Genomic DNA, 13,374 nt, shown 5'->3' with positions numbered 1-13,374 from the left:
TTGTGGTTATTAACATCTTACAATAGAGTGCCGTTTATGGGCATTTTTTTATGAAATTTTAAGAGTGTTGCACTTAATATTACAATCCGTCATATCAAAAAATATGAACCTACTAATATTGGTGATGTAATAACTAAAAAACTAAAACTAATTATCAAGTCAAAGATTCTCTTCAACATTGGATCTCCTCCCATTTTTTTCACTAATCAACTTGACTAAAAACTTCAAGTTGTTTTTTTACTACCTCAGTTTCATTATAAATATTTTTCGCTCTTATATAGCTTGCCTCTTTAAATTGATTCAATTTAATTTCATCATTTGCTAATTCTTCTATTTTATTTGCAATATACATACTAGCTTGTAAAGGAACTAAAAAACCATTTTCATTTTCAATTACTTCTTCTCTTGAACCTCTTATATTTGTAGCTATAATTGCATTTTTCATTGCCATTGCTTCAATAATAGACCTTGGCATACCTTCTCTATACGAAGGAAGACAATATATATCACTTAACGCTAAGTATTCGTTAATATTAGAAATTTGACCTGTAAAAATAATATTTTTCTCTTTTTTATACTTTTTGAGTAGTTCAAGTGTTTCTTTATCTCTTTCGCCTTCAGGTAAATCACCTATAATTATATATTTTATATTATTTAAAGATAATTTCTTATAAGACTCTAATAAATCTAATATACCTTTTTCTTTTACTAATCTGCCAATAAAAGTAACAACAATATCATTTACATTAATATCCAATTCTTTTTTAATGGCATTTACAGAATCTTTGTCTATAAATTCAATATTAAACTGACGATCTATATCTATTCCATTACTAATATGGAGATAATTATTTTGTTTAGAATTTTTCAAAAAATTGTTTTGTACAGCTGTATTATAGTCTTCTTCACTTTGTGTAAATATATAATCTGTAAAGTACTTACCAATAAGTTTTTCAATATTAAAATAAAATTTATAAGTCTTTAATGACATACCTTCATGGAAATAAAATCCATGTGCTGTATATATGATTGTTGGGACACCAGCTATTTTAGCCGCAATTCGCCCTAAAACCGCTGCTACAGGTGTATGAACATGTACAATATCTGGTTTGATTTGTTTAAATAACCTTACCATTTGCAAAATAGATTTCATATTGCCTATTGGATTTATGCTTCTGTCAATTTTTATATTATGATAATATACGCCTTGTTTTAGTACCTCATTTTTTTGAGTGCCAGAAGTACTCACACAATGCACCTCTAAGCCGTTTGCAACACTAGCTTCATTCAAGGCTTTCAAAAGTTTTATATGAGTCATTTCAATTGCGGCAATTTGCACAATTTTCAATTTTATAGCCTCCAAAGTTTTTGGTTCATCTGCACATCTTCACTGTTAATGTTACCTTTAATATCTATTAATACGCCATTTTCTTTTGCCAAATTCAAATATTCTTTAACGTTGTCAATATATTCCTTATGAGGAACTGCAAATAACAATACATCTGCTGTTTCTAATTCATTTACATCTTTCAAATCTAATCCAAAGAACTTTTTAGCTTCTGTTTTATCTGCTTCGACATCATTAACAGTTACTTTTAATCCGTATTCTTTTAATTCTTCAATGATATGAATAACTTTTGTATTTCTTAAATCAGGACAATTTTCTTTAAAGGTAAGTCCTAATACATTTACAGTCGCTCCTTGAACTTCTAATCCTTGCTTTAGTAATTCTTTAATTACATTAGAAGCTATATATTGTGCCATATTATCATTTATTCTTCTTCCGGCTAAAATGACTTCCGGATGATGACCTACTTCTTGAGCTTTATGAGTTAAATAATATGGATCAACACCGATACAGTGCCCTCCAACTAAACCTGGTTTAAAGTTTAAGAAATTCCACTTCGTACCTGAAGCTTTTAATACTTCGTTCGTATCTATATCTAATTTACCAAATATGATTGCTAGTTCATTCATCAACGCAATATTGACATCACGTTGCGTATTTTCAATGACTTTCGCCGCTTCTGCTACTTTAATAGAAGACGCTTTATGCACACCTGCTGTTACTACAGAGCTATAAACTTCTGCTACTACATCTAAAACTTCTGGTGTTTGTCCTGAAACGACCTTTGTAATCGTTTCGAAAGTATGCACTTTATCTCCAGGATTTATTCTTTCTGGTGAATAACCAACGTAAAAGTCTTTCCCACATACTAAACCTGAATATTTCTCCAGTACAGGTACACAATCCTCTTCAGTCGCACCAGGATAAACTGTAGATTCATAAACTACAATTGTATCAGGCGTAATAACTTTCCCCACTGTTTCACTTGCTTTTATTAATGGGAATAAATCCGGTTTATTATGTTTATCAATTGGTGTTGGTACTGCAATAATAATGAAATCTGCTTTCTTCAAATCTTCTGAATTTGAAGTGTATTCTATATCAGTATGCTTTAATTTTTCATCCGTTACTTCATTAGTTCTATCATATCCATTTTTCAACTCTTCAATTCTTGACTCATTAATATCAAAACCAATGACTTTATGTTTATTCCCGAAAGTAACAGCTACCGGCAATCCTACGTAACCTAACCCTACAACTGCAATTTTTCTATTCATAATAAAAACGCTCCCCTTTATTTGTAATATCCTAAATACCAATCCACAAATTTATTTACACCATCTTGAATCGTTGTCTCTGGTTTGAAATCGATGTCTCTGAATAAATCATCTACATTTGCATATGTTTCTGGTACATCCCCTGGTTGTAAATCCATATAATTTTTCTTAGCTTCTTTTCCAAGTTTATTTTCAATTGCTTCAACAAATTCCATTAATCTAACAGGGCTATTATTCCCAATGTTATAAACTTTATAAGGTGCATAAGATGAGCCAGGATCTGGATTAGCACCTGACCAATCTTTATTTGGTGATGCTGGTTTCTTAACAAGTCTGCTAATTGCCTCAACAATATCATCAACGTAAGTAAAGTCTCTCATCATGTTTCCATGATTATAAACATCAATCACTTCATCGTTTACAATTGCTTTGGTAAATTTGAATAGTGCCATGTCTGGTCTACCCCATGGTCCATAAACAGTGAAGAATCTTAAACCTGTTGTTGGCAAGTTATATAAATGACTATACGTGTGTGCCATTAACTCATTTGATTTTTTCGTCGCTGCATATAGGCTAAGTGGATGATCTATATTATCTGATGTACTAAATGGTTTGCTTGTATTCGCGCCATATACTGAACTTGAAGAAGCATAGATTAAATTTTTAATATTTTGATGTCTACAACATTCAAGCACATTCATAAAACCAACAATATTAGCATCGATATAAGCTCTAGGATTATCAATACTGTATCTAACACCTGCTTGTGCAGCTAAATTCACTACAACTTCAGGTTGTTCATCATCAAACACTTTAGTTAAATCATCATAATCTTCTAGTTTCAATTTATAAAAAGTGAAATTTTCTTTTCCAATAGATTCTAATCTATCTTCTTTTAAAGAAACTGAATAGTAATCATTTATACTATCTACACCAACAACATCATGACCTTGACTAATTAATTTTTTCACCAAATGTGACCCGATAAATCCTGCAGTACCTGTGATTAGAATTTTCATATTTAAATCTCCTTCACTTTTTTGATTGGAACGCCAACATAAACACTATTACGCTCAGTATTTTTATTCACAACTGCTCCAGCACCTATTACATTTCTTGTCTTAATAGTGTTGCCACCTAATATTCTTACTCCAGCTGCAATCCAGACATCATTTTCGATGATTATTTTTTTAGGATCCACTGGATTATATTTAATTGGATGATTATTGTCAGTCCATGTATGATCTGATGATATAATCGTGGCATGATTAGCTATTGAAACACTATTTCCAATTTCAATCTCCCCATATGCATCTATATAACTATACGCATGTATACTTACATCATTACCAATAGCTAATTTATTAATATTTTTTATAGTTATATACTTCCCTACAAAAACATTTTTCCCAACACTTTTTGCATATTTATTTAAATATAAATATCTATATAATATTGCCACTTTTGATTCACTTAATGAAGATAAATCCCATAATATATTAGAAATCCCTTTAGGAATTAAATTATATGGTTTTTGCATAATTTTTATAATGAAATATAATTTGTTTTTCATATCATTTACTTCCCTTGAAAATATTTTTTATAGTAAATATACATAACATACGAAATAGGTAAACAAAATATTGAAAATAAATATGATAGTTTATTCTTAAACTTAAATTTACTGTCCAATTTCAATTCAATCCAAGAAATATCAAAAAGTAAAATATTTTTTACTTTTTCATTTATATTTGGTAATTGTTTACTTGCAAACTTTCTATATTCACAATAATTTTCTGCAGATTTAAAATAATTCAATTTTACTTTACTACTAATACCATCACTTTGATATTCGACAAATTTTGTTTTTGTATTTGATAAATGAAAATTATAATATTTACTATATTCAAATAATTGATAGGATGGTGGCATGTGTTTAGATTCACCGAATTGTGGAAAAGTCATATACTTAACTATCTTTGTTTTAAACACATAACATTTATCTCCCTTAATGTGATATTTATATCTTAAGTCTACCCAATTAGCACTTTCTATATTGGGTAGTAACTCACCCACAACATTTCCATTTTCAAATGTATCAAGTGATATTAAAGCATTTATTTTACTATCCTCAGCAAATTTTCTAATAATAAATTCCACGGCGTTAGAATAAAACCAATCATCACTATCAAGACAAGTGAATAATTCACCTATTGCACTTTTCAAACCTACATTAGTAGCTATATGCTTTCCACCATTATTTTGTTTTATATATCTAATTGAAAATTTTTCTGTCACAAATGTTTTTACTAATTGTTCAGTATTGTCTGTAGATCCATCATCAACAATTAACCATTCAAAATCGTAATTAGTTTGATTTAATAATGATTCAAAGAGTCTAGGTAATGTATGCGCTCTGTTATACGTTGGTGTGAAAATAGTTAATTTAGTCATTTATTATCTCCTAACTGATACAGTATGCTAATAAATTCTTTGCCTTTATTCTCAGGAACACGCTTATTATTATGAAGTTCGCTTTTTATTTTTTTATACAGTTGCTCATCTTCACATAATTCAATAATTCTATTAGCTATTTCATTTCCGTTCATATTAGTAATGAATCCATTTTCACCATCTACAATTTGTTCATAGACTGTTTCAAAGTTAGTAGCCACAACAGGTATTTCATAATAAAGTGCTTCATCAATTGTGTTTGACTTGCCTTCAAATCTAGAAGGATGTACTAAAATATCCATTTTTTTAAGTACGTTTCCCGTATTGAATTTAAATCCTATTGGCAAAACTAATTTTTCTAAATTATTTTTTAGTATCTGTTCTTTTAACCATTCTTCCAATTTTCCAGTACCAACGATATACCAATTGAATTTTATTTTTTGTTTTTTCAAAATTTTTGCTGCTTCAATTAATAAATCTAAACCTTTACCATTGTCTAATCTACAAATAGTACATAAATTCATATATTTAGAATCTGTATTAAAATTTTCACTCTCTATATTTTCATATAGTTTAATCGGTAAACTGTTATAAAAAACACTAGGTTTAATATTAAAGATTTCTTCAAAACGCTTAGCAGTCATATTTGAAACTGCTAGCATTCCACTCATTTTCTTGAAATATTGATAATCTAAATCATGGTTTCTTTTCAATACTTTGTAATCTGTTCTAATCCATCCTATTTTATGTTTGGCATTAATGTAATCCTGAATAAAATAAACAGAATGACCTCCAGAAACACCTATCGCAAAATCATAAGTTTTTTCAAATTCAGATGTGTTCCATTTATTATTTACCCAAAAATTTTGCTTTGCCTTAGTATTATCTTGTAGCTTTAGTTTACTTTTTAAAATAAATAATAGTACTTTTAATATGAATATAGGCTTATCTATATTTGATATTATATTTTTAATTATTTTACTTTTATCGAGCATTAATAACGAATACTTGCTATGAATTGGAACTTCATTTACATAATCTGGCAAGTAACTACTCAGTTTATCTTGCTGATTCATAATCATTAAATCTGCTTCAATCCCATGGCCTTCTAACTCATATAATAAGTTTACAAGACTTTTTTGGGGGCCTCCAAAATTAAAATTATTTACAACAAAAAGTAACTTCATTTTTCCACTCCTTTAGCAGGTATACCTACTACAGTTTGAGAGTTTGCTACATCATTTAGCACTAAAGTCATAGCTCCAATCGTTGCATTATCACCGATTTTCACATTGCCTATAATCGTAGATCCTGCCCCAATAAAAACATTATTACCAATTACCGGCGTTCCCCTTGTTCCTCTACCACCAATAGTAACATTTTGTTGTATTTTACAATTTTCACCTATGACCGCACTTGAATGTATTACACAACCTAAACCACTATGTGCAAAAATAGTACCTTCACCAATTTTGACACTACGTGGAACATCACACGCAAAAATAAGTCTATTAAATTGTTGCATCAATCTAGGTACTATAGGTACATTTTTACTATAAAGCTTAGTCATAAGACCAATTGATTTATTCATTAATGATTTCTTTGTCATTTTTCTCATTCCTTATATCTTTTATAACATACAATACCCAATACCAATTATTATGTACTAACTGTACTATTAATAAAGGTAAAATTAGGTACATCAAACTTTTTTCCAAAAACACCAAAACAATGACTTGTACTGCAACCGTTATTAAAGCAGATATCATAAATTGCCTATAGTGAGGTATTTTGTTTTTTGTCGTTAAAAACGTCGTGAATAAAATTTGATTATTATATAAGAATCGATATACTATGATTAAAATAAGTGGCCCTAATGGCAATAATTTATAATCAGTTCCTAATATTTCTAAGAAAAATCCACCTAACAATACAAACAGTGTAAAAGCTACAATATTGAATATATAGTTGGTAATCATTGATTTTCTGAACAAAATTATAAGTTCATCAAATTGGTTTTTTACTCTTAAGTAGTTGAATTTAGATAAATATGTATTAAAATACGAATTTGATAACATTAAAATTAACGTAACAATTTGATTTACTAATCCAAATTGTCCTGATATTTTCAAAGATAAAAAGTAAGAACATATAATAATTGGAAAATTCACAATTAAATAGTTAGATAAAGACAAAATACCTGTCTTAACTGTATTTGGCAATAAAGCTTTAAATATTTCTTTATTGTACTGGAATTTTATTTGCCCTTTGGTTGCTTTGGTTTCATTTGAGTATCTATAATAACAGATTGACTGTAATACGCGGTTTATAATAACAGACAATAAATATGCTAAAGAAACACCAACAATACCGTAACCAAGCAACAAAAATAATACCGATAAAACAAGTTGTGCTACTTTAGTTACTACAAGTATTTGATTGTACAGTTTTATTGCACCGATACCTTTTAATAAAGCATTCCAAAATGAAAATGCAATATTTAAAATTATTGAAACCATATAAAACAGCCAAGCAGTTAATGCAGTATATAAATCAATTTCACCATTTGTGATTTTCACTAAATATAACGTGCCAAAACTGATGAAAATGATAAAAATCATTAACCCCATAGCGTAATATATAAATTTCACAGTGCTTAGCACTTTTACAAAATATCCAATGTGTATACCATTATTTTTAACTTCACTTGAATCATAGCCTTCACTTTGAATCGTTTTCGCTCCAGACCATAAATAACTAATATTTCTTGCTATGACCGTTTGAAAACCAAAATCAATAAGCATTGCTAAACCATAAAGAGATGTAAATGTATACCATAAGCCGAGCTCAGCAGAATTTAAAAATTTTAATATAATTGGAAGTAGCATGATATTGACACCTTGAACCATCGCTAAACTTATGTAACTCCATGCTACATCCACTTTTCCAATATTCATTTCACTACACCTTCTTAATCACTATCATTTTATTCATGAAAGCAATAATTAATAATATAAGGAAAAAGTTTGTAAAGAATGAAAGCTGTATTGTTGCATTAGCCATATAAAATAATGCTAGTTTTATACATAAATATGACATGATATACATCTTAAATACAGAATCACTATTATAAATTTTCTTATCAAGCAACATCACTAAAATTATACTTACTATTGAAAATAATGGTGCTAGATAAGGACCAAAATATAAATAACCTTGACCTATCATAGGTAAAATTTGATCTGACACTAAAAATCTACGATAGAATGTCTCATTGAACGCAATTAATGCACTTTGATGTTGTCCAAACAATGAATTTAAAAAGATAACAGACCTAAACAATTCTGAAATAATTGCGTTGGCTTGAAATGGTTCATATATATGACTTGTATCCATAGCATGTGCAACATTTGAAACACCTGAAAAATACAATTGCAAATCAGTATTCATTTTTTCAAAAGTGCCACCACTATGAGCGGATGATGCAGCATTTGTAGATGTAATTGTATTCTGCTTAAGTAAAGTCGATACACCTATCAGAAGTAACGACATACATACAGAAATAAAAACAATAATCTTTCTATAATTTTTATACAAAATGAAAATTGTAAAAAAACCAGTAGTTAAAGGTAAGATAATACTAAATCGGCTTGTTCCCGAAATAAATGAACTTGAAAAACCAACAACTAGAATTGAGAGTAATAAAAAAATGATACTTTTATTTTTCTCATACATTTTATAAATCCAATTTAATACACCTATAGTTACAACTACGTGTGCTAATTGAATTACTAGAAAGTAGATTGAGACTGCATCAACCGCATCTTTACTCTTTAATTGAGAAGCAGACCATATAAATGTATACCTCCCTAAAATATCTGGATTAAGTATCAAAATTATCATACTAAATATTACAAACGCCCACCCGAACAAATTGGGTTTAGCTTTTATTGTTCTAAAAGTAGATTCTGCAGTATAAAACCGTTTATGCATTAAACTAAATGTGAGCATTACCGCTAACATTTCAAATAGCATTAAATTAATAGCTATTGTCTGTGAACCTATAGACGTAGAAGTACCTAGATTAACGTTCACACCATATATGGACATTAAAAACGGTGAAATAACATATCTGATTAGCATTGTTATATTAACGATCGTTATCCCCACATTAATGAACATATATTTACTAAACATAGGTAACAATAAATATAAACACATAAATAGAAATGGGAGTGCTATTAAGTTTTGAGGCAATTGTAATTTACTGACTAAAATAGATATTATACTGATTAAAGATAGTACTACAACTGTAATTCTATAAAAACGTATCATATTATAACTTCCTATTAGCAAATTCTATTAATCTATCTTTTGCTTCATTTGTATTTGTAAATAATTCGTTTATAAACTCAATAAGCTCATCTTTAGAAACACTTAAAGCTTTACCACGATATATTTTCTCATATACCTGTTCTGAATGAATTTCATTTTTATTTAATAATTCTTCAAATAATTTTTCTCCTGGTCTCATACCAGTAAATTCAATACCTATTTCTTCTTCTTTTTTACCACTCAACCTAATAATGTTTCGAGCTAAGTCTACAATTTTGACTGGTTGTCCCATATCTAATACAAAGATTTCTCCACCTGTAGCAATTGCTCCAGCTTGTAATACCAACCTAGAAGCTTCAGGGATTGTCATGAAATACCTTGTCATGTCTGGATGTGTAACTGTTACTGGCCCACCATTTTCAATTTGCTTTTTAAACAAAGGAATAACTGATCCCCTTGATCCTAATACGTTTCCAAATCTCACGGCTACCAAATCAGTTTTTTGATTTTCATCATTTAAACTTTGTATAAACATTTCAGCTACTCTCTTAGTTGCGCCCATAACGTTTGGTGGATTCACTGCTTTGGCTGTAGATATCATGACAAATTTATTCACTTCTGCAAATATTGCAGCTTCTGCAGTATTTTTCGTGCCTAAAATATTGTTTCTCATAGCTTCAAATGGGTTCGCTTCCATAAGAGGTACATGTTTATGCGCCGCAGCATGGTAAACAACATACGGACGATAATTCTTCATTATTTGCTGTAATCTAGGCTTATTTTGAACATCAGCAATTACTGGAATAATTTCTATTTTATCTTTATAGATATTTGTTAATTCTTGATGAATCAAATAGATACTATTTTCTCCATGCCCTAAAAGAATTAACTTTTTAGGCCCGAATTTACAAACTTGTCTACAAATTTCAGAACCGATTGAACCGCCAGCACCTGTAACCAATATTGTCTTATGAGAAAGTTCGTTAGATATCATCGCCATATCTAATTCGACTGGATCTCTTCCTAGTAAGTCCTCTACATCAACTCTTTTAATTTGGTTGACTTCTAATTCACCTGACAATACTTCTTCTATATTAGGCATTTTAAATAATTCTACGCCATCAATATTACATATATCATTAATTTCTTGTAACCTGCTTGCATTTAAAGTAGGTATTGCTATGATGATTTTTTTAATATTAAACTTCTGTGCTAAATCTGGTATATCCTTAATATAACCTTGTACTTTGACACCTTCAGTTATTGTGATTTTTTGTTTGTTTTTATCATCATCAACTGCTAATACTGGCTCCATCTTCATGTCTGAACTTCTTAACATTTGACGAATTAGTAAAGAACCCCCTTGACCAGCACCTACAATAAGTGTGGGTTTCTTCTTCACACTTTTACCAATGATATACTTTCTGTAAACTCTCCAAAATAGTCTGGAACCACCAATGAAAATCAAATGCATCATCCATGTAATAAAATACAATCTGAAAAATGGGCTGCTACCAGTAATCAAAGACACTAATATGATTGTCGTAATTAATGAACTACTTACTGCTTTAACAACCAATATTAATTCATTTACACTCGCATACTCCCACGCCCTATGATATAAATCAAATAACCATGCAAAGACGTGGTGCGAAAAGAACAATATAATAGATGATAAAATTAATAGTTTGAAAGTATAACTTGCGAAATACGGTTCTAAAATAGAGTAGCCCAAAAATACTGATAATGTCACAATTAATGAATCAATTACTATCAACATTATTAATCGTGATTTTGCTGAAATACGCGTCAATTAAATTCCCCTCACTCAATTTTCTATAATATGCCAAACCATTTTTTTTGCTTATAATCTTGAGTTGGAATTTGTTTGGTTATTTTTTTATCATTAATCACTAAATCTGCATTATTTAAAAAATCATTCATTTCTTCATGATAATTTTTCAATTTCTTGCTTTCCCACATCGATTTCATAATAAATGGTCTTGCTTCAACACTATGAGCATCTGATGATACAAAATGTGTTAAATTATTTTCAATCATTTGTATTGCTAACGCTCTAACTTTTTTTCCCATGGAGCCATTTAAAGAAGATGAGGTGATTTGACTTAATGCACCACCGTTTATTAACTCAAATAACAAATCTAAATTCTGAGCAATTGCCTTATTTCTTTCAGGATGCGCTATTATCGGTACATAGCCCATAGATTGAATTTCATAAAATAATCGCTGTGTATACTGTGGAACTTCATTAGATGGCAATTCAATCAACAAATATCTTGAGTTATTGATTCCAATAACTTCACCTTCATTAATGTTATTAATGATTTGATCTGTAATTCTGATTTCTTGTCCTGGGTAAATATTTACACCAAGTGCTTTTACGCCCTCAAGCGCTTTTAAATCATCAATTTTCTGTTTAACTTTTGCTATCGGATTATCGTATCTAGTATGCAAATGATGTGGAGTAGCTACTATTCTTGTAATTCCTTCATCATATGCTTGTTGAATTAATTTAATTGCATCTTCATCTGTTTTAGGTCCGTCATCGATATCAACCAATATATGATTGTGTATATCTATCATCTCTACTCATCCCCATAATAGTAGTAATAACTTGATCCTTTTTCGACTGTCATTTTATTTAATACGACTCCAATAACTTTTCCACCTGATTTTTCTAACAATTGCTTTGCTTTTTTAACTTCACCCTTATCATTTTTCGATCCATCAATAATCATTACGCAGTCTTTTACATTTCTAGCATATAACTGTGCATCTGTTACTGTTGTAACTGGTGGTGTATCAATTAATATAAAATCATATAAACCACTTAAATTTTGAAATAATTCTTTAAAACGTGTTGCTGCAATTAATTCTGATGGGTTAGGTGGCACCGGACCAGATGTTAACACACTTAAATTTTCAATATGAGTCTCTTTAATAGCATCTTTTTGCAAAGCTTTTTCTATAATAAGATTTGACAGACCACTATGATTAGTTAAGTCAAATATGTACTGTTGTGTCGGCTTTCTCATATCACCATCGATAACTAATGTCTTATATCCCGCTTGGGCATATGTAATTGCTATATTAGCAGTAACCGTACTTTTACCTGATGCTGGTTTTTCAGAGGTTACTAATAAAGACTTAATTTCACTATTAGCGCCAGAAAACATAATATTAGATCTAATACCTCTAAACTTCTCACTTATTGTAGATTTTGGATTGTCATAAACATATAAAGGTGATACTTTTCTTTCTTTTTTCTTAGCCATTATATAGTTACCTTCCTTATTTGAATTTTTGAATAGATCCTAATACTGGAACGTCCAATTCTTCTTGTACATCCTGTTCATTCCTAATACGTGTATCAAAAATTTCTTTAATTGCAATAATTATTATTGCTACAATCATCCCTAATACAATACCTAGTAGCGCATTAACTGTCATTTTAGGTTTTGTTTGAGTTGCAGTTCCATCAGCTTTAGATAAAATTGAAACATTATCTATATTCATAATTTTAGGTGTTTCTTCACTGAAAACTTTTGAAAATACATTCGCTATTTTTTCAGAATCATTCTTATTTGAACTTTCAACAGCTATATTTAAAATTTGTGATTCTGTTTCGTTACTTGCAATAATCATTCCTGATAATTCTTTTGCAGAGTATGCACCCTCTAATTCTTTTGATACTTTATCAAGAATACGTGGACTTGTTGCTATCTCAGAATATGTATCAAACACTAAAATCAATAATTAATTATTTTAAAAAAACAAAAAACGTGTAACAAAAGTTACACGTCAGACTGTCGACAAAGTCTCCGACTTTGTTGGCAGTTTTTTATGCACGCTTTCCGCGGGCACTGCCTTAGCCTGTAGTCTTCGGCTAGTGCTATTCCCGCAGGAGTCGGCATAAATCACTGCCAATATTTCACAAAA

At 29.7% G+C, this 13,374-nt stretch carries 13 protein-coding genes; all 13 read right to left on the bottom strand.

Annotated elements, in window-relative coordinates; genetic code table 11:
- Positions 1 to 202: 202 nt before the first annotated feature.
- From ACSULM_RS09435 to ACSULM_RS09375, 13 genes are read right to left on the bottom strand one after another with little or no spacing between them, the layout of a single operon-like run.
- Positions 203 to 1,339 (bottom strand): glycosyltransferase family 4 protein, encoded by a 1,137-nt coding sequence (locus ACSULM_RS09435; RefSeq protein WP_436862371.1) that lies wholly within the window; start codon positions 1,337 to 1,339, stop codon positions 203 to 205.
- 11 nt (positions 1,340 to 1,350) lie between these two features.
- A complete protein-coding gene (locus ACSULM_RS09430; protein WP_436862369.1) occupies positions 1,351 to 2,625 on the bottom strand; it encodes a nucleotide sugar dehydrogenase in 1,275 nt (424 codons plus the stop codon).
- Between the two features lie 17 nt (positions 2,626 to 2,642).
- A complete protein-coding gene (locus tag ACSULM_RS09425) occupies positions 2,643 to 3,644 on the bottom strand; it encodes an NAD-dependent epimerase (RefSeq protein WP_436862367.1) in 1,002 nt (333 codons plus the stop codon).
- A gap of 2 nt (positions 3,645 to 3,646) precedes the next feature.
- The gene (locus ACSULM_RS09420; protein ID WP_436862365.1) at positions 3,647 to 4,198 is read right to left on the bottom strand and encodes an acyltransferase; all 552 of its coding nucleotides are present in this window, start codon (positions 4,196 to 4,198) and stop codon (positions 3,647 to 3,649) included.
- Positions 4,199 to 4,203: 5 nt separating this feature from the next.
- Complete coding sequence (locus ACSULM_RS09415; RefSeq protein ID WP_436862363.1) at positions 4,204 to 5,079, bottom strand: glycosyltransferase family 2 protein; 876 nt, start codon at positions 5,077 to 5,079, stop codon at positions 4,204 to 4,206.
- Entirely contained in the window at positions 5,076 to 6,266 is a 1,191-nt protein-coding gene (locus ACSULM_RS09410; RefSeq protein WP_436862361.1) for a glycosyltransferase, read from the bottom strand. Before ACSULM_RS09410 ends, ACSULM_RS09415 begins: the two co-directional genes overlap by 4 nt.
- On the bottom strand, positions 6,263 to 6,688 hold the full coding sequence (locus ACSULM_RS09405; protein WP_436862359.1) for a serine O-acetyltransferase: 426 nt from the start codon (positions 6,686 to 6,688) through the stop codon (positions 6,263 to 6,265). Before ACSULM_RS09405 ends, ACSULM_RS09410 begins: the two co-directional genes overlap by 4 nt.
- Complete coding sequence (wzx, locus tag ACSULM_RS09400) at positions 6,663 to 8,036, bottom strand: O-unit flippase-like protein (RefSeq protein ID WP_436862358.1); 1,374 nt, start codon at positions 8,034 to 8,036, stop codon at positions 6,663 to 6,665. The genes ACSULM_RS09405 and wzx overlap by 26 nt, the downstream gene beginning before the upstream one ends.
- Positions 8,037 to 8,040: 4 nt before the next feature.
- Positions 8,041 to 9,414: a hypothetical protein gene (locus ACSULM_RS09395; RefSeq protein ID WP_436862356.1), complete on the bottom strand. Its 1,374-nt coding sequence runs from the start codon at positions 9,412 to 9,414 to the stop codon at positions 8,041 to 8,043.
- Position 9,415: 1 nt separating this feature from the next.
- On the bottom strand, positions 9,416 to 11,227 hold the full coding sequence (locus ACSULM_RS09390; RefSeq protein ID WP_436862354.1) for a polysaccharide biosynthesis protein: 1,812 nt from the start codon (positions 11,225 to 11,227) through the stop codon (positions 9,416 to 9,418).
- 23 nt (positions 11,228 to 11,250) lie between these two features.
- On the bottom strand, positions 11,251 to 12,018 hold the full coding sequence (locus ACSULM_RS09385; protein ID WP_436862352.1) for a tyrosine-protein phosphatase: 768 nt from the start codon (positions 12,016 to 12,018) through the stop codon (positions 11,251 to 11,253).
- Between the two features lie 2 nt (positions 12,019 to 12,020).
- Positions 12,021 to 12,710 carry a polysaccharide biosynthesis tyrosine autokinase gene (locus ACSULM_RS09380; RefSeq protein WP_436862350.1) on the bottom strand — a complete coding sequence of 230 codons (690 nt, stop codon included), beginning with the start codon at positions 12,708 to 12,710 and terminating at the stop codon, positions 12,021 to 12,023.
- Positions 12,711 to 12,726: 16 nt separating this feature from the next.
- On the bottom strand, positions 12,727 to 13,188 hold the full coding sequence (locus tag ACSULM_RS09375) for a YveK family protein (protein WP_436862348.1): 462 nt from the start codon (positions 13,186 to 13,188) through the stop codon (positions 12,727 to 12,729).
- Positions 13,189 to 13,374: the final 186 nt, after the last annotated feature.

Origin of the sequence: Staphylococcus caeli, assembly GCF_051413795.1 — a bacterium.
Classification (GTDB): Bacteria; Bacillota; Bacilli; order Staphylococcales; family Staphylococcaceae; genus Staphylococcus; species Staphylococcus caeli_A.
The sequence above is the reverse complement of the archived record's forward strand: the minus strand, read 5'-3'. Positions and strand labels throughout refer to the sequence as shown.